This is a genomic window from Methylobacterium sp. CM6244 (assembly GCF_054817885.1).
The window spans coordinates 3,292,021-3,313,521 of the sequence record NZ_CM139247.1 but is presented as its reverse complement, the minus strand read 5'-3'; the positions used below and the strand labels follow the sequence as shown (position 1 = coordinate 3,313,521).

Below are 21,501 nucleotides of genomic sequence, written 5' to 3'. Positions count from 1 at the left end.
ACGGACCATACGTGCAAGACGAGCGGGGCGACTTATGGCGACTTGGATGCCGGACGGATGCGCAGCCGTCCGGCGGCGCGCGGCATCAGGGACGGGCATGCGCCGGGCCACGCTCCGTCATGGCCCGTATGAGCGCCGCGCGGTGACCCCTTAGTAAACGACAGTATAGTTCACAGGCATCCGGTCACGCTTCATGGTTCGCTCGAACGGCCGAGGCTTCATCCGCCGTCCAGGCCACCGGGAATGGGGAGATGACGATGCTTCAGGCCGTTCATGTGCAGAGCCCGGCGGGACGGGCGGAGGCCGGTATGAGCGCCGAGACGGCCTGTGCCGCCATGTCCCGTCTCCTCGCCGTGGCTGGGCACGACCTGAAGCAGCCGCTCCAGGTCGCCGTCATGGCCATTGAGCGCGCGCTGCAGCGCAGCTCCGACCCGGAGGTCGCCGCTCGCCTCGGCATAGCAACGGGCGCGCTTCACCGGCTGGGACACGAGCTCGACGACCTCGCGCGCTCATCGCAACTCCGCAACGGGCCGGTGATTCAACGCGGAGCCGTATGCCTGCGCCACATGTTCGAGGAACTGCAGGCGGAGTGGGGCGGTCATGCTCGTGCCTGCGGGATCACGCTTCGCTTCCGGCCATCGGCGAGGATGGTCGACACCGATCCGACGATGCTCATGGCGATCCTGCGCAACCTCATCGGCAATGCGATCAAATATTCCCGCTGCGACGGGACCGTTCTGATCGGATGCCGCAGGCGTGGGCAGCATCTGGCGATCGCGGTGTACGACCAGGGCGAGGGGATTCCGTCGTCCCGGTGCGGAACGATCTTCGACGCCTTCGACCGTGGCGGGCGCGAGCATACCCAGCCGGGTCTCGGCCTCGGCCTGGCGATCGTGCGCCAGACGGCATTGGCCTTGGATCACAGGATCACGGTTCGGTCCGTGGAGGGTACGGGATCGCTATTCTCCGTGACGGTGCCGTTAGCCGGGCGACCGGACGACAGGGTGGGTCGGGGCGCCGTCGATGCCGCGGAGGGGCGATGGACGCGCCTGTCGTAGCGGCCCCCTCGCCTTTCCGCCCCGCCGCCCCGCCGGAGGGCCGGCGACCGGGCGGAATCCTGGGCATCGTCGCCCTCGGCCTCGCCCTGGTCATCTTCCTCGTCGACGCGTTCACGCCGCTCGAAGGCGCGGTGGCCGTGCTTTACGTGGTCGTCGTGCTCATCGCCGCGCGAGCATTCCAGCGGAACGGGGTGATCCTGACGGCGTCCGGGTGTCTCATCCTAACGGCCGTCGCCTATTTCCTATCGCATCGCCTGTTCGACAGTGACTCGGCGCTGCTGCGCGCCCTGGTCAGCCTCGCGGCCATCGCGATCAGCGCGCTCCTGGTGCTTCGCAATCAATCCGCGGCCCGCATCCTCGCGGAGCAGGCCGAACTGCTCGAACTCACCCACGATCCGATCTTCGTGCGTACGCCCACCGACACGGTGACGTTCTGGAATTGCGCCGCGGAAGACCTCTATGGCTGGCGCCGGGACGAGGTTCGGGGGCGCAACGTGCACGTCCTCCTGCGTACGGCCTTTCCGGATGGGGAGGCGGCGATCCGGGACGCGTTGATGCGGAACGGGCGGTGGGAGGGTGAGCTCGTCCAGACGGTGCGGTCGGGCGCCAGGGTCGTCGTCGAGAGCCGCTGGTCGCTCCAGCGCAATGCGGATGGTCAGCCGCTCGCTGTCCTGGAGACCAATACCGACATCACGGAGCGCAAGCGCGCCCACGCCGCCCTGGCGGAAAGCGAGCGGCGCTACCGTACCATCTTCGACACGGCCCGCGTGGCGATCCTGCAGCAGGATTGGCGCGAGGTGAAGGCGGTCCTCGACGCGGTCCCGCGCGATTCGGGGATGTCCCTCGGCACCTATCTCGACGATCATCCGGAGGTTGTCCGCGACCTGCGCCGCAGCGTCACCATCGTCGACGCCAATGCCGAATTGCGGCGCTTGATCGGAGCCGATACGGGCGCCGCAGCGCCGCAATCCCTCGACGCCTTCCTGTTCGAGGACGAGCCGACCTTCGTCGAGTCGTTGCTGGCGCTGGCGCGGGGCGAGACCTTCTTCGAGGGGGAGACCCTGATCCGCTCGCTTTCGGGGGAGCGGGTGCCGATCCTCTTCGGCATCACCTTTCCGTCCCATGCGGATGGGTTCGAGTGCGTGCTGGTCTTCGCCCTCGACATCACCGAGCGTAAGCAGGCGCAGGAAGCGCTGTTGGCGCTGCAGTCCGAGCTCGCCCATACGGCGCGCGTGACGACGCTGGGCGAACTCACCGCCTCCATCGCCCATGAGGTCAATCAGCCCCTCGCGGCCATCGTGACCAATGGCGAGGCGGCGTTGCGCTGGCTGAAGCGGAGCCCGCCGGATCTCGGCGAAGTCTCGGCCGCGGTGACGCGGGTCGTGGCGAGCGGCACCCGCGCCGGCGAGATCGTCTCGCGGATCCGCACTTTCCTCGCCAAGGCGCCGCCCCCGCGCGACTGGCTCGATCTACGCGAGATGATCGGGGAAGCGGTACTTCTCGTCGAACGCGAGATGGTACGCCATGACGTGCGATTGGTGCGTGACGTGGCGGCCGACATGACGCCGGTCCATGGCGACCGGGTTCAGCTGCAGCAGGTGCTCATCAACCTGATGGTGAATGCCATCCAGGCCATGGCGACGGTCATCGGGCGGCCCCGTCTCCTGATCATCCGCGTCGCCCCGGACGGGACCGAGCATGTCCGCGTCACCGTCGCCGATAGCGGCGGGGGAATCGCGGCGGAGGCCGTCGAACGGATCTTCCAGCCGTTCTTCACCACCAAGGCGGACGGGATGGGCATGGGACTGGCGATCTGCCGCTCGATCGTCGAAGCGCATGGCGGTCGCCTCTGGATCGGTGGCCATGACGATAGCGACGATGGTCCGGGCGCCGCCTTCCACTTCACCATACCGATGACGGCCGAGAGGGGATCATGATCCGAGGTAATGCGGCAGGGCCGGCACGCGCATCGATCGCGAGACAGACCGTGTTCGTCGTCGATGACGACCCGGATATCCGGGATGCCCTATCGGGTCTTCTCCGCTCCATCGATCTTACCTGCGCTGCCTTCGCGTCGGTGGCGGAGTTCCTCGCCGCGCCGCGTCCCCTGGGCGCCGGATGCCTCGTCGTCGATGTCCGCCTGCCGGGCGTGAGCGGCCTCGAGTTCCAGACTCAGCTCGGCGCCCTGGGGATCGATCTGCCGATGATCCTGATGACGGGGCACGGCGATATTCCAATGACGGTGAAAGCGATGAAGGCCGGAGCGGTCGATTTCCTCGCCAAGCCGTTCCGCGAGCAAGATCTTCTCGACGCGATCGGCACGGCGCTGGCGCGCGACGCGGTCCAGCGCAGCGCGCATGCGGCCCTCGACGATCTCAGGGCCGATTACGAGACCCTCACTGCGCGGGAGCGGGAGGTGATGGCGCAGGTCACCGCCGGCCTGATGAACAAGCAGGTCGCTGGCAATCTCGGCCTCAGCGAGATCACGGTGAAGATCCACCGGGGCCACGTCATGCGCAAGATGAAGGCGCGCTCCCTGGCCGATCTGGTTCGGAGTGCCGAGTCCCTCGGGATCTCCCATGCCGGCGGTGCGCCGACGCGGTGACCGATCTGCCGGCCTTTGCCGAAAGGTGGGGCCCGGCAAACCTCCGTATGATTCCAACCCACGGCGCGAGGGGCCATATCTCGGCCTGGGCCAACCCTCCCCGATCACGGGGACCGGGCGGTGAACCCTTAGGTCAGTGGAATGCCAGCTCCGCCTGTGATCGCGATCGTCGACGACGACGAGGACGTGCGCGTGGCGACCGGAAGCCTCGTCCGCTCCCTCGGCTACACCGCCCGCATCTATGCGTCGGCCCGCGACTTCCTGGCTACCTGTTCCTCGGACGCGCCCGACTGTGTCATTACTGACGTGCAGATGCCCGGCATGACCGGCGTTGAGATGCAGAAGGGTCTGCGCGCCCTGGGATCGCGGGTGCCGGTGATCTTCGTGACGGCGTTCCCGACCGAGGCCCTGCGCGAAACCCTTCTGGCGGCGGGCGCCAGTGACTTCCTGGGCAAGCCCTGTGACGGCGCCACGATCATCCGCTCGCTGGAGCAGGCGCTGACGGGGCGGTCGACGAGGGACGCGACGGCGTGACCGCCGTCGCGAAAACCCGGATCAGCCTTTTACGAAGGCGAGGAGGTCGGGGTTGATGACGTCGTGGTGGGTGGTGAGCATCCCGTGCGGAAAGCCGGGATAGGTCTTGAGCGTGCCATTGGTCAGGAGTTCGACCGATTTCAGCGCAGAATCGGCGATGGGAACGATCTGGTCGTCGTCCCCATGCAGGACCAGCGTCGGCACGGTGATGGCTTTCAGATCGTCCGTCTGGTCGGTCTCTGAGAACGCCGCGATGCCGTCGTAATGGGCCTTCGTGCTGCCCATCATGCCCTGGCGCCACCAATTCTGGATCACGCCCTGTTGCACCGTCGCGCCGTCGCGGTTGAACCCGTAGAAGGGCCCGCTCGCCACATCGAGGAAGAACTGCGCGCGGTTCGCGGCGGTGGCCGCGCGGAACCCGTCGAACACCTCGATCGGCAGGCCTTCGGGATTGGCTTCCGTCTTGACCATCAGCGGCGGCACCGCGGAGACCAGCACGGCCTTGGCCACGCGTCCGGCCGGCTCTCCGTGCCTCGCTACATAGCGGGCGACCTCGCCGCCGCCGGTGGAATGACCGATATGCACGGCGTTCCGCAGGTCCAGCGCTTCCGTCACCGCGAAGGCGTCGGCGGCGTAGTGATCCATGTCATGGCCGCTATCGACCTGGGCCGAGCGGCCATGACCGCGCCGGTCATGCGCCACGACGCGGTAGCCGTGCTGCAGGAAGAACAGGATCTGCGCGTCCCAATCGTCTGAGGAGAGCGGCCAGCCATGGTGAAACATGATCGGCTGGGCGCTCTTGGAACCCCAATCCTTGTAGAAGATCTCGACGCCGTCCTTGGTCGTGACGAAGGGCATGGAAGGCTATCCTGTTCGGGAGGGAGATGGTCCGAGCTATGGAAGCAAGGCGCCGAGTCGGCTTGACGATTCGCGTCACCGCTTGGACGAACGCGCCATTGCCGATGCCTTCGGTCGGACGGCCCTACTCGGCGAGCAGGCTTTCCAGGAAGAACACCCGCCGCGCCGTCTCATCGAGATTGCAGCTCGAGGCGGCGATCAGGTCCATGGTTCCGCCTCCTCCGAAGATCATCGTCAGCTTGCAGGAGGCGGTCCTGTAGGCCAGCCAACCCCGCTGAGAATCGCGGAGCGCGGTCTTCTCCTCGTCCGTCGATTTGCGCATGAGCGTCTGGTAGGCGGCGTTCAGCTTCTTGTCCTGCAGCGACAGTTCAGCGGACGCACAATCCAGCATCTCGGCTGTGACGCCACCGGATTTGTCCATGCATTTATCGTAGTCCGGGGAATATGTCTGCGTATTCATGCCGGCGGCGTAGGACGGCTCGACGACGATGCTGCCGAGCAGGCTGACCATCACGGCGACGGGAAAGGCGAATGTGCGATTCATCGGGACCTTCAGTTCTCCAGACAAGAACAGCCATGATTTGACCGGTGTGAAGCCGGCTCTGAGGGGCCGTCGGAGCCGGACGGCATGGTGCCCGGTTCTAAGCAATGATCCCGCTCCGCAAGGCGCTGCCGGTCATCCCCCCGTCAGCGCATCAGCCACGACACCAGCCAGATGCCGCCTGCAAGGACGGCCCCGAAGATCAGTGTCAGGACGAGGATGTAGACCAGCAGGATTCGTCGCGGAAAATGCGCACGCGTGGCGGCATTCAGCATCTGCCGCACGCGTGCGCCATAGAGGATCGCGCCGAGGGCGACGATCGCCCCGATGAGAAGCTGCGTCATGGCCTCACTGCACCGCTCCGCAGGTCATCGTCGGCGGTGCCGCGGCAGCGCTCGCTCGGACCACCGGATTCCGAGACGGGACACCTCATAGCTGTGGCATGGGAGCCGGACGGGGCCGGGGCGCGGGCGCCATTTCCCGCGGGGCGGGCGGAGGCGCTGGGGCTTCGATCCGCGCGGGCGGCGGGGCTTCGACGCGGGCGGGAGGTGCCGCCTCGCCGGCGGCGGCGGTGGCGCCCGGCGCATTCGCCGCCTTCGCAGGGGGAGATTCCGGGGCCTGCCGGGTAGCGGGCGTCGCCTCTCGGACCGTGTCGCGCAGGAAGTCGCCGGTGCTGGCGGCCCGCGCCGCCGGTGCCGTCGCGGTGGTCCCGGCGGCCTGGCCCGCGCCGTTGCCGCGCGGGGCCGGCGCCTGCGAGACTGCGGGAGCCTGGCGGCGTTCGCCCTCCGGCACCGTGATCCGGAAGGTGTAGGGCACCGTCGTCCCGTCGCCGAAGGTCACGGCGACGGACAGGGTATCGAGACCGGAAAAATCGGGCCGTGCGGTGTAGAAGATCGACATCGAATCCTTCTTCACGTCCTCGCAGCCATCCACCTGCGGAATTGTGGCGCCTCGCTCGTCGATCTTGCTGCCGAGTACTCTCAGCTCCCGCCGGGTTTCGACGCGCCCGCCGCGCGGCGGTGAGACGAGGCTGATCAAGGCCGCCTTGGAACGGCACCCTTGCTGGGGAAAATGATGGGTGAAGCCCTGGAGGAAGATCCGCTGGCCCGGACGGGCGGTCTTGTTCTCCGTCTCCGCGAGCGCCGGCAGCACGAGGCCATGCCCGAGGAGGCCGGCGAGCGCCAAGGATCGGAGGGTCAAGGATCGGAGGGTCAAGGATCGGAAATCCGAGCATCGCAGCGGCGCGGTGGACCGGAGGGCCGCGTTCGGGAGGCGGTGTGTCATGGGCTTCTCCTCGGCTTCGGGATGGAACGGGCGAGTCGTGGCGGGCGCTCAGCCGGGGCTGGACCGCTCCAGGACCGGCTTGCCGCCATCCGTGCGGAAGCGGACGGTGTAGGTGCTGTTGGACGTCTGGGCGCTGCACGTGATCACCACGGGGCCGCCCATGGGGTTGGGCATCTCGCAGACGCCCTTGGCCTTCACGAGGAGGCTCTGGCCGCGCTCCTCGTACATCACTTCGTCGATGGGCTGACGCAGGGTGCCGCTCTCGACCCATCCCTTCGCCGATGCGAGGAAGCTGACCTCCCGGTCGTCGGAGGTTCCGAACACGAACTCGGCACGCGCCGACCCGGTGGTGGAGGAATTCCTGGCGGTGGGGGCGCAGGACGCGGTGATGTCCTCGCCATCGATCACCAGCGATTCGCAGCGGCCCTTGAAGGTCAACTTCAGGACCATCCCCGGCGGCGTCTCCCCCGTCTCCGCCCCCGTCCCCGCATTGTCCCGGGGCACGGGCGGCGAGGCCGGGCGCGCGGTCTCGGTCGGCGGCACGCGGCCCGGATCGGTACCGGCGGTGGGCCGGTCCGACGGGCCGCGAGACTGTCCGGCCTGCCAGACACAGAGACGCGCGCCCGCACCCTCCCAGCACGGCCCCTTGGGCGCCAGGGTGCCGAGGGGAGCCGTCGCCTGCGGTGCGCCGGGGCGCTCGTTCCACGAGGCGGTGGCCTTCTGCGGGTCCCGTGGATCGCGGGTGAGCCGCGCGATGAAGTCCAGCCCTCCCCTGGCATAGGACCGGACCTCGAATCCGCCCGCCCCGTCCTGTCCGGCATCCGCCCGGAACTGGCAGGGGCCGTCGATCCGCGCCGCGCCCCCGACCTCGATGAGGCAATCGGCGGTGCGGGGCGCGCCGATCCCGGGTGCCGGCGCGACGCCGCCCCCGGCGAAACCGGGACGGCCCTCGCCGATCTTCCAGGCGCAGGTCCGGGTGCGTGGCCCCGTCCAGCAGGCCCCGCCGGAAGTGACGGCCTCGGAGGGGCCCTCGTCGGGCTTGCCGCCAGGCATCTCGTTCCATGTCGCCGTGCCGCTTCCGGGGCTCGTCACCGCCACCACCACCCCGTAGCGGAGGTAGCCGTTCTCGTAAGTGGCGAGACGGAAGCCGCCCGTCCCGTAGCTGCGCGCGTCGGTCAGGAACTCGCAGACGCCGTTGATGGCGATCCTGCCATCGGCCTCGACGTAGCAATCGGCCTTGCGGACCTTGATCTGCGCCTCGGCGGCGCCGGGCAGGACGAGGCCGAGCCCGACGATCCCCGCCAGGAGGGCGAGGCAGCACCGGGCCAGCCGCACCGGGCACCGCCGTCTGCGGCCAGCGTGTAGGCCTCGTCGATGAACAGGATGCCGTCCAGGGCCTCCTTGCAGCGCTCCAGGGTCCGCGCCGCGGTCTGCCCGACATAGCCCGCCACTAGCCCGGCGCGGTCGACCTCCACCACATGGCCCTTCCGCAGGACGCCCAAAGCCTTGAAGATGTCGCCCATGATGCGCGCCACCTCGGTCTTGCCGACGCCGGGAGGACCGGTGAACACCATGTGCTGGCTCACCGCGCCGACCTCGATGCCCTCCGCGCGCCGCTTGGCATCCACCAGGACCCGCGCCACCACGGTCTTCACCTGCTGCTTGACCGGGGCGAGCCCGATCATCGCCTCGAGGCGGCCGATGACCCTGCGCGCCTCCTCCATGTCGATCGCGCCGGCGCCCTGGCTGCCGAGGGCGGCGGCGATGTCCGAGGGCTCGAACCGGTTGATGTCGCCGCCGGGATGGGCGGAGAGCCGCATCGCCTGGGCCTGTCGGGCCTTCTCCAGCACCGTGCGCATCTCGCGGGCATTGGCCCAATCTTCGGCGCGGGAGCGGGCGCTCACATAGGGGATCAGCTCCTTCTGGAAGCCCTCCGGCAGGACGAAGCCCTGGTTGGCCGCCATGCGCTGCAGGATCTCGGCGAGTTCCGGCGGGCTGTAGGGCGGGAACTCGATCGTCTTGGTGAAACGGCTGGCGAGACCCGGATTGGTGTCGATGAACCGACGCATGTCGTTGGTGTAGCCGGCCACGATCACGATGATCCGGTCGCGGTTGTCCTCCATGAACTTCAGCAGGGTGTCGATCGCTTCCTTGCCGAAATCGCCGCCGCCTGACCCGCCGGGTGCCAGCGCATAGGCCTCATCGATGAACAGGATGCCGTCGAGGGCCTCCTTGCAACGCTCCAGGGTCTTGATCGCGGTCTGGCCGGCATAGCCGGCCACCAGCCCGGCCCGGTCGACCTCGACGAGATGTCCCTTGCGCAGCACCTTCAGCGCCTTGAAGACGCTGCCGAGCACCCGCGCCACCTCGGTCTTGCCGACGCCGGGGGGACCGGTGAAGACCATGTGCTGGCTCATGGCCGCCACGGGCAGGTTCTGGGCGCGGCGCTGCTGCTCCACCTGCATCCGGGCGATGACGCCCTTCACCTCTGCCTTCACCGGCGCGAGGCCGACCATGCCGTCCAGGGTCGCCAGCGCCGTGGCGAGGAGGTCCTTCTTCTCCACCGCCGCACCGTCATCCTCGAACTGGATCGGACGGATCTTCCGGTTCGCCCTCTCCTGATCCATCGCGCGCCGCATGCCGGCGATCCGGGCCGGAATGTAGGTGGCGGCGAGCAGGCCGCCGACGATTCCCCCGAGGATCAGGACGTTGCGCAGCAGGGCCGAGGGTGTCGCCGCCAGGGGGGCGAGCACGTCCGGCCGCAGGGCGACCACCAGGGCGGTCGCGCCGAGCACGATGGCCAGGAAGAGGGCGGCGGGATGCTTGTCGAGGCGTTCCATGGATGTGACGTGCCTTGATGCGGGTCGGGCGCGGTGCGTGTCGCGGTCCGGAAGGGGCGCTGGCCCTCAGGCGTCCTCGCCGATCGCGAAGAGCAGGTCGACGATCTCCAAGCGGCGCATGTCGCCGCCCTCCAGGGCGACGCGGGCGGCCTGCGCTTCGCGGGCCTTCTCCAGGAGGGTGCGCATCTCGCGGGCGTTCGACCAGTCGTCGGAGCGGGAACGCTGGGCGAGCCATGGGGTCAGCGCCGCCTCGAACCCCTCGGGCAGCGTGAATTGCTGGCGGGCGGCCATGCGCCGGAGGATCTCGCACAGCTCCTTCGGCTTGTAGGGCGGGAACTCGATGGTCTTGGTGAAGCGCCCGGCGAGCCCCGGATTGGTGTCGATGAACCGGCGCATGTCGTTGGTGTAGCCGGCCACGATCACGATGATCCGGTCGCGGTTGTCCTCCATGAACTTCAGCAGGGTGTCGATCGCCTCCTTGCCGAAATCGCCGCCGGACCCGCCCGCGAGGGTGTAGGCCTCGTCGATGAAGAGCACCCCGTCGAGGGCCTCTTGGCACTTCTCCAGGGTCTTGGCGGCGGTCTGCCCGACATAGCCCGCCACCAGCCCGGCGCGGTCGACCTCCACGAGATGGCCTCGACGCAGGACGTTCAGGGCGCGGAAGATTTCGCCGATCGCCCGCGCCACCTCGGTCTTGCCGACGCCGGGCGGGCCGGTGAAGATCATGTGCTGGCTGATCGCCGAGACCGGGAGGCCTTCCGCGCGGCGGCGCTGCTCCAGTTCGAGCCGGGCGATGAGGGCGTTGACCTCGCGCTTGACCGGCGCGAGGCCGACCATCCCCTCGAGCGTGGCGATGACCTCGTCGGGTGAACGTGCCTCGACGATGCGGCGCGGGGCGAAGAGCAGGCGCGGCAGGCTCAAGCCCCCGGCCGGTTGCCCCAGGCCCGCCTCGGCCCGCCGCGCGGCCGTGGCCGTCACCACGAGGCCGAGGGCGGCGAAGAGGGCGGCGGCCGACCCGATGGCGGCCTGCCACCGCAACTCGCTTCCGGCGGCGTTCCACCATGCCACCGGCCCGTATTCCGTGCTCATCAGCAAAGGCGTCAGGATCGCGACGAGAAGTCCCGAGATGACGAGCGGGATGATGGCGGATTTCGACATCGGTCAGCCTCCGCAGGGCTTGCTGGTGTTCCAGATGACGGGGATCCGCTGGACGCCGCCCGTCGTGTCGATCTTCAGGCCCGGCGTCAGCTCGAAGAAGACGTCCTTGGCCGCGCCCTCGACGACGATCTCTCCCCTGCCGACCTCGTAGGGGGCGGGGAACGGGACCGCGATGTTGATCGGTCCTTCGGCGACGTTGAAGGCCGGCGAGAGGTAGTTGCCCGCCCGGATACGCACTACGCCGCCGGCATTCGCCGTCATCTTCGACAGGCGCATGTTGCCGAGCGGCGCGGTGCAGGCCTTGGCCTGCGTGACGAGCTTCTCCTTCTCCTCCGGCACCAGGGTCTCGGCGGCCTTGTCGATCTCGCTCGTCTTGACGAGGTTCAGGGCCGGGCGTTCGGCCGTCCCCGCCATCTCTCCGCCACCCATGAGCAGGAAGGCCGCGATAGCGCCCGCCGCCACGATGCCACCCGCCAGGGCGATGATGCTCGGTGAAACGGCCGGCTTTGCCTGAACCGGTCCCGCAGGAGCCGCTTTGAGATCGGCGCTCCTGTCCTGAGCTTGCGTTTGATGCTCAGTATTCGACATCTTTCCAGCTCCATATTCTGGCTAAAATAATTGAAACTCCTAGTATAAGTCGACATTTTTATAAATAAATATTATTCCGTACATTAAATATCAAAATTATTCTAAAAAATCCTGGCAATTTCTCGTTTCTTAATCGGTCAAGCTTCTATGCACCTGTTAAAAATCGGTCTACTAGTACACATGACCTATGGCGTCCGCCTTGACCTTTCCTGTCTCTGTCCAGGCAGTAAGCCACCAGCTCGGTCCCATGCGGGATGAATCCGATGCCCTGGTCGGGAGTGGAGTGATCGGGACGTTAAAAGAGACGATCATCGTCGCCGATGACCATCCGCTGTTCCGCGCGGGGATGATCCACATCGCCGAACGGCTCTACCCGGAAGCCCTCGTTCGAGAAGCCGCCTCGATGGAGCAGGTTCTGGCACTGTCGCGCGCCGGGCCGCCACCGCAGACCTTTCTCCTCGATCCGGATTTTCCCGGGATCGATCCCCATCGCTCCATCGGTGCGCTGCGCGAGAAATTCCGGAAGGCCTCGATCATCGTCGTCTCCAGAATCGAGGACGAAGCCGTGATCCGCGCCGTCTTGGCCGAGGGCGCCGACGGGTTCATTGGGAAATCCCTGCCCGCGAAGGAGATCTCGCAGGCGATCGCGGCGCTGCGCGATGGCGAGAGCGTGATGAGGCGAAGCACCGCCTCGGGCCTCGCCACCCCGCGCCTCACCCTTCCGCCGCTCACGCAGCGCCAGCGCGACGTCCTGCGTCTCGTCGCCATGGGGCACACCAACAAGGAGATCGCCCGGGAACTGGATATCTCCCCGTTCACGGTCCGGATCCACGTCTCGGCGCTTCTGCGGGCCCTCGACGTCACCTCCCGCTCCGCCGCTGCTGCGAAGGCGGCCAATGCCGGTGTGTTCGAATGATCCGGATTGCCGGGGCGGGTGCTCGGGCATTGCCCTCTGGGGCCGATCTCTCACTGTCCGGCATGCCGGATGCCGGCGAGGCTTCACCGTCCATGTGTTCCATCCCGTATCGGCCCCGTGGGGGCCATCCCCGGTCTGGCCCCGTGAAGAGATCCAGTGATCGTCATGGGTGTTCGAGGCGCGTGAGCGTGTGGGCGATGCTGGTCCTGGCCGGTTCGGTTGTCGGCGGGCTCTCGCCCGCCTCGGCCGATCCGGACGTCGTTCAGCCGCCGAAGGAGACCGTTCTGGCGGCGATCTGCGGGATTCCAGCGCGCGCCGAGACCGGAACCTGCCGGATGAAGGACGGCCGCCCGGCGGAGTTCTGGTACGGGACAACGATCTCCACCCCGACCGGAACTTGGTTCACAGGCTTTGCGACGATGGCGGCGCCAGGGGAAAATGCAGAGACGCCCAACCGGCGGACTATCGCCGCCGCAACCTTCGCCCTGGAGGAAATGCACTGGCGCCTTAAGGGCGTGCAGGCCGATATCGGGCAGATCGGGACCGGCAACCGCAACGGGGACGCTCCTCAAGTGGATGAGGCGCTCGGCGCCGTGACGAGGCCGGTGAACCGGATTCGTCTGGTGATGGGCCTGCGCCTGACATCCTATGGAGCGGCGGGCGCGCACAGCCTCAGCTTCCTCCTGCTGCATTTCAGCAAGGTGCCGCTTCGCTGGAGGGTGGTCGGCGAGGTCCCCGCCGGGTACGACGACACCGCCGCCTGTGATTCCGATGACGGGCAACCCTGCGGGATGGGCAAGAGCCTGGGTCAGCTCGAGATCCTAGCGGAGGATTCGTTCAAGCCCCTCGCATGGCCTCCCATCCGGGTGACCCTCACCGGCACGGTCAGTGGCGAGGATGGAAAGGTGCGCCCTGCGACGGGCCGGGATGCCCGGACCTACGCGTTCGACGAAGTCAGCGGCACATATCGCTGAGGCGGGCCGCCATCCCCAACCCGGCCGGGTCATGGGGCCTCCATCGGGGGCGGGTAGGCGCAGAGGAATTCCGCCACCTCACCTGGATCCGGCAGTGCGTCGAGGACGCCGCTTCGTGTCACCGCGAGGGCGCCGCAGGCGGCTGCCATCCGTCCGCACTCACTCCAGGATCTGCCCGTCAGGAGGCCCGCCGCCAGGCCTGCGATGAAGGCGTCGCCGGCACCGATCGTGTCGATCGCCGTCACCGGGAAGGCCGGCTGGTCCAGGACGGTCGAGCCGCCGAGGACGATCCGCGCGCCGGCCGCGCCGAAGGTGATCACCAGTGCCTCCACGCCGCGTGCATGCAGCGCCTCCGCGAGCTTCCCGGCCACGGCGCGCAGGTCGTTGCCGCCGGCCCGCCCAGGGTACAGGAATCCGAGGAGAGCCTCCGCCTCGGTCTGGTTCACCACGAGGATCGTGGTGGATGCCAGAATCCCCGACAAGATCTCCGGCTGCGTCATCCGGAACGGCGACGGATTGAGCAGGGTCGGGACGCCGGCCACGCGCGCCGTCGCGAAGGCTTCGGCGATGGCGTCGTCGCCGATCTCGAACTGCGCGATCACCATCGCGGAGGAGGTGAGGCTCGCCGCCGCCGAGCGCACGGTCTCCCGCGACAGGAGCAGGTTGGCGCCGGGATGGACTGCGAGGCAATTCTCGCCATCGGCCCCGACGAAACCGACGCCGATGCCGGTGGAGCCTGGATGGTGCCGTATCATGGCGGCGGGCAGGCCCATCCGCCGAAGCGCGGGATCCGCCAGCGCCGCGAGATGGTCAGTACCCACCGGGATCAGCCCATCGACCTCCACACCGAGCCTGCGCAGGCCGGCGGCGACATTGAACCCCTTGCCTCCTGGCTCCCAGGCGACGGCGGAGGCCAGGAGGGATTCGCCGGGATGGGGAAGCCGGTCGACCCGGAACGTGCCGGCCGCGACGAAACTCCCGAGCACGAAGGCGCTTCCCATGTAGCGAGCCCGCCGCAAGATCCTGTAAGGAAGGGACAGTGACACGCTGCCCGCACGCTCTTCGCACGATGCCGCCGCATTGACCAAAACACCAAGCGTTTTCGCGAACCTCCGCATCCAGAACGACACGGCTCTTCCGATGTATCGGCAGCTGGAGCATCAGTTCCGGGCCATGATTACGGACGGTGTTCTTGGTCCCGGAGCCACGCTGCCAGCCGAACGGAAGCTTGCGCAGGATCTCGGCATCAGCAGGAAGACCGTCCAGCAATGCTACGACGCTCTGCGCCAGCAGCGGCTGGTGAGCGCGCATGGCCGCAACGGCTACATCGTGGAAGACGGCTTCCGGCGCATCAAGCCCGGGATGGAGCGTCTCAAGGGCTTCACCGAGGAGATGCACGAGTTGGGTCGCGTCCCCTCCTCCCGCATTCTCGAACGGACGATCGGCGAGGACCGCTCCATCGCCTCGATCTTCGGTCTCTCGTCCACCGCCCGGTTCCTCCGACTCGTGCGTGTGCGCATGGGGGACGGCATTCCCCTCTCCGTGGAGAAGGCCTGGTACGATCTCGGTCTCGCGCCCGGCCTCGCCGAGGTCGACCTGTCGGGGTCCATCTATGCCCGCCTCGCCGAGTGCGGCGTTCCCCTGGTCGATTGCGAGCAAACCATCGAGGCCGCCTCCCCCGAGGCGCAGGAATGCGCGATCTTCGGCTTTTCCGAGCCGCTTCCCTGCCTGCTGATCAAGCGCCGCTCCTACGGCACCGATTCCCGCTTGATCGAGTATGTCGAAGGGCTCTTCCGCGGCGATGCCTACGCCTACCGGCTGCGCCTGCGCACATAAGGACGATGGCAACGACCGGACCGACAGGCATCTCCCGTTTTGGTACCAGTCAAGGGTACCATTCTCTTTCCAAATTATGCGAATACTGTGGAATTGCTGCTTTTGGACCCATTTTGGTAGCGGCAATTACTTTTGCGTGATAGCCGTGGAGGCAATCGGAGCAGCCGATTCGAGGCCGATGTCCCCAAGGCATGGGCGTGATCGTCTTCATCGCTATGTGCCGCTTGGAAATGCTGAGTGGCCGAACAGGTCATTCTCCGAGAGATACAGGTTTCGGAAGATTAGAAACGACGAGTGATTGTTTGGTTGCCGCCTTGTCGGAAGGGTTTCGATGAAATCCAGTTCTTGTCGCGATGGCTCGGAGTTTCGGTATGGCTAACCATTACTGCCTTGATCCCCTCGACCCTTCTGGGGAGGCGGAAGTGTTCGTTGTTTTCGAAGGCAAGTATCCGAATGTGCGTCTGCTCTCGGTCATCAGCCGGGATCACGATGACATCCTCTCGGATCTGGTGGAGGAGCAGCGGCGCGATCTGATCCGCGAAATCGGAGCCTTCTACCGTCCTCCCCTGACTGCGGGGGCAGCGGCGCCGTAGCGCCACGAGTTCGCCCCGGCATCAGGGCCCGTCCTGCGTCTTACCGCCTGAATGGGAAAAGATGGCTGCAGGCGATTGCAGTGGACGCGTTTCGATATACGCTCGCCCGAAAGCTGGCTGCCCGGAACGACTGAGCCTGATCTCGTCTCCCGGACCTTGCGGGAAAGCGGATACCGAATGCACGTCATCGACCGTATCGTAGGCAGCAGGCTCGATCCAGAGATCGCGCACCGCCTGCATCATCTCGATCACCGCCATGCCGTCGACATCCTGGCGATCGACAGCGCCGACATGGCCCGGCGGCGGTTACGGGCGACGACGAGGGGCGGTGAGGAGATCGCCATCGCCCTGCCTCGCGAGGAAACCCTGTTCGACGGCGCCGTTCTGATCCTGGATGCGGACCGCGCCGTGGTGGTGCGGGTCGGGGCGGAACGCTGGCTTCGGCTCGCGCCCAGGGACAAGATCGCCGCCCTCGAACTTGGCTACCACGCCGGCAACCTGCATTGGCGCGTCCGGTTCGATGGTGACGATCTTCTCGTCGCGCTCGAAGGTCCTCCGGAAGATTATCTGGCGCGCCTCGGCGATCTCGTCTCTGGCGGACGCGTGACGCATGGACTCGACGCTCGGAACGAGGCCGCCTGATGCTGCAGCGGCTCATTGCCCTGCAGCAGGCGGATTCGGCCTTTCCAAGCGGCAGCTTCGCTTTCTCGAATGGGATCGAGGGGCTTGCGGCGCTACTCGACGGCCTCGGCGGGGCCGAACTGGGCCATGCGGTCGAGGCCGTTCTACGTCACCGCTGGGCCGGCAGCGACCGGGTCGCCTTGGTTCTGGCGCACCGGGCGGCGGGGGATCTCGCGCGGCTCGCCCAGATCGATGCCGCCATGGAGGCGGCCTGCCTGCCCGAGCCGATGCGCACGGGCAGCCGCCGCAACGGTGGTGCGCTGCTCGCCGCCCATACCCGCATCGGGACGGCGGGGGCCGACGGATTGCAACGCGCCGTGCGCGACGGCCGCCTTCTCGGGCATCTGGCGGTGATGCAGGGCGCGCTGTGGCGATCCCTCGGTCTGGACGAAACGGCGATCACCGAGATCGCCGGCTATCAATGTGCCACTGCCCTCGTCACCGCGTCCGTCAGGCTCGGGCTGGTCGGCGCCATCGAGGCTCAGCGCATCCTGACCGCCCTGATGCCGGTTCTGGCGGAGATTGCGGCCCAACCTATGCAGGGGGCGGCCCGGGACGACAGGGAAAGCCCGGACATCATGCTCGTTGCCTTCACACCGCTGATCGAGATCGCCACCATGCGCCATGCGCGGGCCGATCTGCGCTTGTTCGCGAATTGAGGTGCGGTTCCGGAAGGCGGGCCCCGATTGTCACCTTCGAGCCCGCAGCGCCCCGATCGATCTGTGGTTTGCCGACCCGCGGTTTTTTGATCCGCGGTTTCTTGATTCACGTCTTGCCGCATGGCGGCTCGGAAGACCCGCCTCCTTCTGCCGCGTCATGCGTTGAGGATTGCCCATGCTGCTGACACCGACCGAACTCGAACGGCTGACAATCTTCACGGCGGCGGAGCTGGCACGGAAGCGCCGCGCGCGCGGCCTCAAGCTCAATTATCCGGAGGCCGTCGCCATCATCACCGACGAGATCCTCGAAGGCGCCCGCGACGGGCGCAGCGTCGCCGATCTGATCGGGTGGGGCTCGACCATCCTGACCACCGGGGACGTCATGCCCGGCATCGCCGCCATGCTGCCGATCCTGCAGGTCGAGGGCGTGTTCCCCGACGGGACCAAGCTCGTCACCGTGCACGAGCCGATCCGGCCCGCCGAAGGGGCGCCGGCCGATACGCTGGAGCCCGGCGCCATCCTGCCCGCCGAGGGGGAGATCGAGCTGTCCGCAGGGCGTCCCCGCACGACTATCGAGGTGGTCAATACCGGCGACCGTCCGGTGCAGATCGGGTCGCATTACCACTTCTTCGAGGTCAACCGCGCCCTCGACTTCGATCGTGAAGCGGCGCTCGGCCTGCGCCTCGATATCCCGGCCGGCACTGCGGTGCGGTTCGAGCCGGGCCAGCGCAAGACCGTGACCCTGGTGGGGTTCGGCGGCGAACGCCGGCTCACCGGGCTGAACGACCTGACCCAGGGGACGATCGATACGCCGGCGGACCGCGCCGCCGCCCTGGCGCGGGCCAAAGCCGGCGGCTTCAAGGGTGCCTAGAAGTCCGGGCGTGTCAGACCGGACGACGATGAGGAGACCTCATCGTCGTCTGCCCGCGCGACGGCGCGGCGGCGGGCGTCCGCCGAACGCACTGATCCCGGCCATCGGTCAAGATCAGTGCCGCTTGGTATCAAGGAGACGATCATGGTGACGATCCCCCGCCGCGACTACGCCGCCCTCTACGGTCCCACCACGGGGGACGGCGTGCGCCTCGCCGACACCTCCCTCGTCGCCGTCGTGGAGAAGGATTACGCCGTCTACGGCGACGAATGCCTGCATGGCGGCGGCAAGACCCTGCGCGACGGGATCGGCATGGCGCCCGGCATCACCTCGGCCGAGGGCGCCCTCGATTTTCTGCTCTGCAACGTCCTCGTCATCGATCCCGTGCTCGGCATCGTGAAGGGCGATCTCGGCATCCGCCACGGCAAGATCGTCGGCATCGGCAAGGCCGGCAACCCGGCGATCATGGACGGGGTCGATCCGCGGCTCATCGTGTCCGCCGGCACCACGGTGCGCGATTGCGAGGGGCTGATCGCGACGCCGGGCGCCATCGACGTCCATGTCCATTTCGATTCCGCGGGCTTGCCTGACCACGCCATCGCGTCGGGCATCACCACCCTGCTCGGCGGCTCGCTCGGGCCGATCACCGTGGGCATCGATTCCGGGGGGCCGTTCAACACGGGCAAGATGCTCCAGGCGGCCGAGCATTGGCCGGTGAATTTCGGCTTCCTCGGCCGTGGCAACACCCACAAGCCGGCGGCCCTCAAGGAGCAGTTGGAGACCGGTGTGCTCGGCCTGAAGATCCACGAGGATTGGGGGGCGATGCCCTCGGCCATCGATGCCTGCCTGGGATTCGCCGACGAGCACGATTTCCAGGTTCAGCTCCACACCGACACGCTCAACGAATCCGGCTTCGTGGAGGACACGCTCGCCGCCATCGGCGGCCGGGTGATCCACATGTATCACACGGAAGGGGCCGGCGGCGGGCACGCGCCGGACATCATCCGCGTCGCCGGCCTGCCCCATTGCCTGCCCTCCTCGACGAACCCCACCAATCCCTACACGGTGAACACGTTCGACGAGCACCTCGACATGACGATGGTGTGCCACCACCTCAACCCGGCCCTGCCGGAGGACGTGGCCTTCGCCGAGAGCCGCATCCGCGCCCAGACCATCGCGGCCGAGGACGTGCTGCACGATATCGGCGCGATCTCGATGCTCGGCTCCGACAGCCAGGGCATGGGCCGCATCCACGAGGTGATCTGCCGGACCTGGCAGCTCGCTTCCAAGATGAAGGACCAGCGCGGCAGCCTGCCCGAGGACCGGGCCGGCTTCGGCGACAATGCCCGGATCAAGCGCTACATCGCCAAATACACGATCAATGCGGCGCGCACCTTCGGCATTGCCGATCACATCGGCTCTCTCGAAGAAGGCAAGATGGCCGACATCGTTCTGTGGCGGCCCGCCTTCTTCGGCATCAAGCCCGAACTCGTCATCAAGGGCGGCTTCATCGCCTGGGGCGCCATGGGCGATTCCGCTGCGTCGCTGATGACCTGCGAACCGATGCTGCTGCGCCCGCAATGGGGCGCGTTCGGCCTCGCCAAGCAAGGGCTCTCGGCCTGTTTCGTCCATCCGCTGGCGATCGAGCGCGGCCTGCGCGACGAGCTCGGCCTGCGCAAGGCGCTGCTGCCAGCCCATGGCACCCGGACGCTCAGCAAGGCCGACATGCTCTGGAACGACGCCTGCCCCGATATCCGCGTCGATCCCCAGACCTTCGACGTCTTCGTCGACGGGGCCATCGCGACCTGCGAACCGGCCAAGGTCCTCCCCCTCGCCCAACGCTACATGCTGCGCTGATGCTCAATACCGCAATGACTCTCACCCCATCTCCTGCCCGCGCCAGTGCCGCGCGGATCGGCATCGGCGGACCGGTCGGCTCGGGGAAGACGGCGTTGATCGAGCGTCTGATCCCGGTCCTGGCGGGGCGCGGCGTCGATCTCGCCATCGTCACCAACGACCTCGTCACCAAGGAGGACGCGGAGCGCCTGCGCCGGTCCGGGCTGATCGACCCGGCCCGGGTCTCGGCCGTGGAGGCCGGCGCCTGCCCGCACACGGTGATCCGCGAGGACCCGACCCTCAACATCGCCGCCGGCGACGCCCTGGAGGCGGCCTTTCCCGGCCTCGACCTCCTGATCTTCGAATCCGGGGGCGACAACCTCGCCTCCACTTTCTCCCTCGATCTGGTGGATTGGTGGATCTTCGTCATCGACGTGGCGGGGGGCGACGATATCCCGAGGAAGCGTGGCCCCGGCGTGCTGCGTTGCGACCTTCTCGTGGTGAACAAGACCGATCTCGCCCCCCATGTGGGGATAGACCTCCCCGCCATGCTCAGCGAGGCCACTGCCGTGCGCGGCGGCAAGGCGATGATCGCCACCAATGCACGCTCGGGTGACGGAATCGACGCCGTGGCGGATGCGATCTGCCGCGCCGTGCTCTTCGCGCCTTGAGTGACGTGGGAGAGGAGGTCCGGGGCGCCTCGCCGGAGGGAGCGGGCCGCTCGCGCCATTCTCAGGCGCGACTCGTCTTCGTGCGCGGCGGCGGCACCACGGTGCTGTCGCGGCAGGTCGTGCCCTATCCGTTCCACATCACCCGGCCGTTCCGGATGTATCCGGACCATCCCGACATCGCGACGCTGTATCTCCAATCGGCCTCCGGCGGGCTCTACCGGGCCGACCGCCTCGGCCTCGACATCACGGCGAGGCCCGGGAGCCGGGCCCATGTCACCACCCAATCGGCCACCGTCGTGCATGATACCGGCGCCTTCGCGGCACGCCAGGACACGCGTCTGGCCATCGCCAGCGACGCGAGCCTGGCGCTGCATCCCGATCCGATGATCCTGTTTCCCGGCTCGGCGCTGGATCTCGACACCCGCATCGTCGTCGGCCCGGATGCCCGCGCCATCGTCAGCGAAGGCTTCGCCAGCCACGATCCGACCGGCATGGGCCGGCCCTTCTCCCGGATCGCCCTGTCCCTACGGGTCGAGACCGAGGATGGACGCATCCTCGTCAACGAGCGCTCCACCCTCGACGGCGCGACCCTGGCAAGCCCCGCCTCCCCCATGGGCGCCTACGCGGCCTATGGTTCGATGGTGATCCTCGGGAGCGTCGATTGCCGTCCCGATATCGGCGTGCTCCAGGTCGCCGCCGAAGGAATCGGCTGCTTGTGCGGAGCGAGCCCGCTTCCGAACGCCGCCGGATTGGCCGTGCGGGTCCTCGCGCGCAATGGCGGCGTGCTGTCGACGGGCATGGATGCGGTCTTCGCGGTCGCTTTCGCCGCGCTGTTCGGCTGCGCCCCTGCACGCCGTCGCAAATGAGGACGGGACTGGACTGGACTGGATCGGCGGGCGCGGGCTCCGCTCGGCGGTCGTGAAGGAAAGGCGCTCAGCCTGCCCAGCAATGATGCACCATGCAGCCAATTTGCCCTTTAAGAAACGAAGTTTCTTACC

The 21,501-nt window shown here is 67.6% G+C and carries 23 protein-coding genes; 14 read left to right on the top strand and 9 right to left on the bottom strand.

The features are described from left to right. Positions 1-257: 257 nt before the first annotated feature. The 4 genes from ACYQML_RS15470 (at position 258) to ACYQML_RS15455 (ending at position 4,197) form a co-directional block, all read left to right on the top strand. Positions 258-1,058 (top strand): sensor histidine kinase, encoded by an 801-nt coding sequence (locus tag ACYQML_RS15470; RefSeq protein ID WP_461233300.1) that lies wholly within the window; start codon positions 258-260, stop codon positions 1,056-1,058. Further along, positions 1,040-2,995, top strand: coding sequence for a PAS domain-containing sensor histidine kinase (locus ACYQML_RS15465; RefSeq protein WP_461233299.1), 1,956 nt, complete (start codon positions 1,040-1,042; stop codon positions 2,993-2,995). The genes ACYQML_RS15470 and ACYQML_RS15465 overlap by 19 nt, the downstream gene beginning before the upstream one ends. Further along, a complete protein-coding gene (locus ACYQML_RS15460; RefSeq protein WP_207413733.1) occupies positions 2,992-3,663 on the top strand; it encodes a response regulator transcription factor in 672 nt (223 codons plus the stop codon). Before ACYQML_RS15465 ends, ACYQML_RS15460 begins: the two co-directional genes overlap by 4 nt. A 141-nt stretch (positions 3,664-3,804) precedes the next feature. Then, complete coding sequence (locus tag ACYQML_RS15455; RefSeq protein ID WP_056426393.1) at positions 3,805-4,197, top strand: response regulator transcription factor; 393 nt, start codon at positions 3,805-3,807, stop codon at positions 4,195-4,197. Positions 4,198-4,218: 21 nt separating this feature from the next. On the opposite strand, the gene ACYQML_RS15450 is transcribed toward ACYQML_RS15455, so the two are convergent. From ACYQML_RS15450 to ACYQML_RS15415, 8 genes are all read right to left on the bottom strand, one after another. After that, positions 4,219-5,055 carry an alpha/beta fold hydrolase gene (locus tag ACYQML_RS15450; protein WP_056426397.1) on the bottom strand — a complete coding sequence of 279 codons (837 nt, stop codon included), beginning with the start codon at positions 5,053-5,055 and terminating at the stop codon, positions 4,219-4,221. Positions 5,056-5,179: 124 nt separating this feature from the next. After that, entirely contained in the window at positions 5,180-5,599 is a 420-nt protein-coding gene (locus tag ACYQML_RS15445; protein ID WP_207413736.1) for a lysozyme inhibitor LprI family protein, read from the bottom strand. 143 nt (positions 5,600-5,742) lie between these two features. Then, positions 5,743-5,940 (bottom strand): hypothetical protein, encoded by a 198-nt coding sequence (locus tag ACYQML_RS15440; RefSeq protein WP_461233298.1) that lies wholly within the window; start codon positions 5,938-5,940, stop codon positions 5,743-5,745. A gap of 85 nt (positions 5,941-6,025) precedes the next feature. Beyond that, positions 6,026-6,796, bottom strand: a complete 771-nt coding sequence (locus ACYQML_RS15435) for a hypothetical protein (protein ID WP_461233297.1) — start codon at positions 6,794-6,796, stop codon at positions 6,026-6,028. A gap of 132 nt (positions 6,797-6,928) precedes the next feature. After that, on the bottom strand, positions 6,929-8,155 hold the full coding sequence (locus ACYQML_RS15430) for a hypothetical protein (protein WP_461235735.1): 1,227 nt from the start codon (positions 8,153-8,155) through the stop codon (positions 6,929-6,931). Beyond that, the gene (locus ACYQML_RS15425; protein WP_461233295.1) at positions 8,056-9,720 is read right to left on the bottom strand and encodes an AAA family ATPase; all 1,665 of its coding nucleotides are present in this window, start codon (positions 9,718-9,720) and stop codon (positions 8,056-8,058) included. Before ACYQML_RS15425 ends, ACYQML_RS15430 begins: the two co-directional genes overlap by 100 nt. Positions 9,721-9,786: 66 nt before the next feature. Beyond that, entirely contained in the window at positions 9,787-10,878 is a 1,092-nt protein-coding gene (locus tag ACYQML_RS15420; RefSeq protein ID WP_461233294.1) for an AAA family ATPase, read from the bottom strand. Between the two features lie 3 nt (positions 10,879-10,881). Beyond that, a complete protein-coding gene (locus tag ACYQML_RS15415) occupies positions 10,882-11,466 on the bottom strand; it encodes a hypothetical protein (RefSeq protein ID WP_056426427.1) in 585 nt (194 codons plus the stop codon). 247 nt (positions 11,467-11,713) lie between these two features. Between ACYQML_RS15415 and ACYQML_RS15410 the strand changes: the two genes are divergently transcribed. Together ACYQML_RS15410 and ACYQML_RS15405 are read left to right on the top strand one after the other, a co-directional pair. Then, a complete protein-coding gene (locus ACYQML_RS15410) occupies positions 11,714-12,382 on the top strand; it encodes a LuxR C-terminal-related transcriptional regulator (protein WP_461233293.1) in 669 nt (222 codons plus the stop codon). 182 nt (positions 12,383-12,564) lie between these two features. Next, complete coding sequence (locus tag ACYQML_RS15405; protein WP_461233292.1) at positions 12,565-13,356, top strand: hypothetical protein; 792 nt, start codon at positions 12,565-12,567, stop codon at positions 13,354-13,356. Between the two features lie 29 nt (positions 13,357-13,385). Here ACYQML_RS15405 and ACYQML_RS15400 read toward each other — a convergent pair whose 3' ends face one another. Next, positions 13,386-14,357: a ribokinase gene (locus tag ACYQML_RS15400; RefSeq protein WP_461233291.1), complete on the bottom strand. Its 972-nt coding sequence runs from the start codon at positions 14,355-14,357 to the stop codon at positions 13,386-13,388. 139 nt (positions 14,358-14,496) lie between these two features. On the opposite strand from ACYQML_RS15400, the gene ACYQML_RS15395 reads away from it, so the two are divergent. From ACYQML_RS15395 to ACYQML_RS15360, 8 genes are all read left to right on the top strand, one after another. After that, positions 14,497-15,192: a GntR family transcriptional regulator gene (locus tag ACYQML_RS15395; RefSeq protein WP_200919077.1), complete on the top strand. Its 696-nt coding sequence runs from the start codon at positions 14,497-14,499 to the stop codon at positions 15,190-15,192. A gap of 371 nt (positions 15,193-15,563) precedes the next feature. Beyond that, positions 15,564-15,785 carry a hypothetical protein gene (locus ACYQML_RS15390; protein ID WP_207412753.1) on the top strand — a complete coding sequence of 74 codons (222 nt, stop codon included), beginning with the start codon at positions 15,564-15,566 and terminating at the stop codon, positions 15,783-15,785. A gap of 177 nt (positions 15,786-15,962) precedes the next feature. Next, positions 15,963-16,427, top strand: coding sequence for an urease accessory protein UreE (gene ureE, locus ACYQML_RS15385; RefSeq protein ID WP_461233290.1), 465 nt, complete (start codon positions 15,963-15,965; stop codon positions 16,425-16,427). Beyond that, positions 16,427-17,125 carry an urease accessory protein UreF gene (locus ACYQML_RS15380; RefSeq protein WP_056426443.1) on the top strand — a complete coding sequence of 233 codons (699 nt, stop codon included), beginning with the start codon at positions 16,427-16,429 and terminating at the stop codon, positions 17,123-17,125. The genes ureE and ACYQML_RS15380 overlap by 1 nt, the downstream gene beginning before the upstream one ends. A gap of 175 nt (positions 17,126-17,300) precedes the next feature. Beyond that, positions 17,301-17,996, top strand: coding sequence for an urease subunit beta (locus ACYQML_RS15375; protein ID WP_056426446.1), 696 nt, complete (start codon positions 17,301-17,303; stop codon positions 17,994-17,996). Positions 17,997-18,140: 144 nt separating this feature from the next. Next, on the top strand, positions 18,141-19,853 hold the full coding sequence (gene ureC / locus ACYQML_RS15370; protein WP_056426688.1) for an urease subunit alpha: 1,713 nt from the start codon (positions 18,141-18,143) through the stop codon (positions 19,851-19,853). Between the two features lie 14 nt (positions 19,854-19,867). Next, positions 19,868-20,503 (top strand): urease accessory protein UreG, encoded by a 636-nt coding sequence (gene ureG / locus ACYQML_RS15365; protein WP_056426691.1) that lies wholly within the window; start codon positions 19,868-19,870, stop codon positions 20,501-20,503. A gap of 5 nt (positions 20,504-20,508) precedes the next feature. After that, positions 20,509-21,369 carry an urease accessory protein UreD gene (locus ACYQML_RS15360; protein ID WP_311275587.1) on the top strand — a complete coding sequence of 287 codons (861 nt, stop codon included), beginning with the start codon at positions 20,509-20,511 and terminating at the stop codon, positions 21,367-21,369. Positions 21,370-21,501: the final 132 nt, after the last annotated feature.

Excerpts from the sequence above, each read along its gene's own strand:
- ACYQML_RS15470 (WP_461233300.1), top strand. The coding sequence starts at position 258 with ATGCTTCAGGCCGTTCATGTGCAGAGCCCGGCGGGACGGGCGGAGGCC.
- ACYQML_RS15465 (WP_461233299.1), top strand. The coding sequence starts at position 1,040 with ATGGACGCGCCTGTCGTAGCGGCCCCCTCGCCTTTCCGCCCCGCCGCC.
- ACYQML_RS15460 (WP_207413733.1), top strand. The coding sequence starts at position 2,992 with ATGATCCGAGGTAATGCGGCAGGGCCGGCACGCGCATCGATCGCGAGA.
- ACYQML_RS15455 (WP_056426393.1), top strand. The coding sequence starts at position 3,805 with ATGCCAGCTCCGCCTGTGATCGCGATCGTCGACGACGACGAGGACGTG.
- ACYQML_RS15450 (WP_056426397.1), bottom strand. The coding sequence starts at position 5,055 with ATGCCCTTCGTCACGACCAAGGACGGCGTCGAGATCTTCTACAAGGAT.
- ACYQML_RS15445 (WP_207413736.1), bottom strand. The coding sequence starts at position 5,599 with ATGAATCGCACATTCGCCTTTCCCGTCGCCGTGATGGTCAGCCTGCTC.
- ACYQML_RS15440 (WP_461233298.1), bottom strand. The coding sequence starts at position 5,940 with ATGACGCAGCTTCTCATCGGGGCGATCGTCGCCCTCGGCGCGATCCTC.
- ACYQML_RS15425 (WP_461233295.1), bottom strand. The coding sequence starts at position 9,720 with ATGGAACGCCTCGACAAGCATCCCGCCGCCCTCTTCCTGGCCATCGTG.
- ACYQML_RS15420 (WP_461233294.1), bottom strand. The coding sequence starts at position 10,878 with ATGTCGAAATCCGCCATCATCCCGCTCGTCATCTCGGGACTTCTCGTC.
- ACYQML_RS15415 (WP_056426427.1), bottom strand. The coding sequence starts at position 11,466 with ATGTCGAATACTGAGCATCAAACGCAAGCTCAGGACAGGAGCGCCGAT.
- ACYQML_RS15410 (WP_461233293.1), top strand. The coding sequence starts at position 11,714 with ATGCGGGATGAATCCGATGCCCTGGTCGGGAGTGGAGTGATCGGGACG.
- ACYQML_RS15400 (WP_461233291.1), bottom strand. The coding sequence starts at position 14,357 with ATGGGAAGCGCCTTCGTGCTCGGGAGTTTCGTCGCGGCCGGCACGTTC.
- ACYQML_RS15395 (WP_200919077.1), top strand. The coding sequence starts at position 14,497 with ATGTATCGGCAGCTGGAGCATCAGTTCCGGGCCATGATTACGGACGGT.
- ACYQML_RS15390 (WP_207412753.1), top strand. The coding sequence starts at position 15,564 with ATGGCTAACCATTACTGCCTTGATCCCCTCGACCCTTCTGGGGAGGCG.
- ureE (WP_461233290.1), top strand. The coding sequence starts at position 15,963 with ATGCACGTCATCGACCGTATCGTAGGCAGCAGGCTCGATCCAGAGATC.
- ACYQML_RS15380 (WP_056426443.1), top strand. The coding sequence starts at position 16,427 with ATGCTGCAGCGGCTCATTGCCCTGCAGCAGGCGGATTCGGCCTTTCCA.
- ACYQML_RS15375 (WP_056426446.1), top strand. The coding sequence starts at position 17,301 with ATGCTGCTGACACCGACCGAACTCGAACGGCTGACAATCTTCACGGCG.
- ureC (WP_056426688.1), top strand. The coding sequence starts at position 18,141 with ATGGTGACGATCCCCCGCCGCGACTACGCCGCCCTCTACGGTCCCACC.
- ureG (WP_056426691.1), top strand. The coding sequence starts at position 19,868 with ATGACTCTCACCCCATCTCCTGCCCGCGCCAGTGCCGCGCGGATCGGC.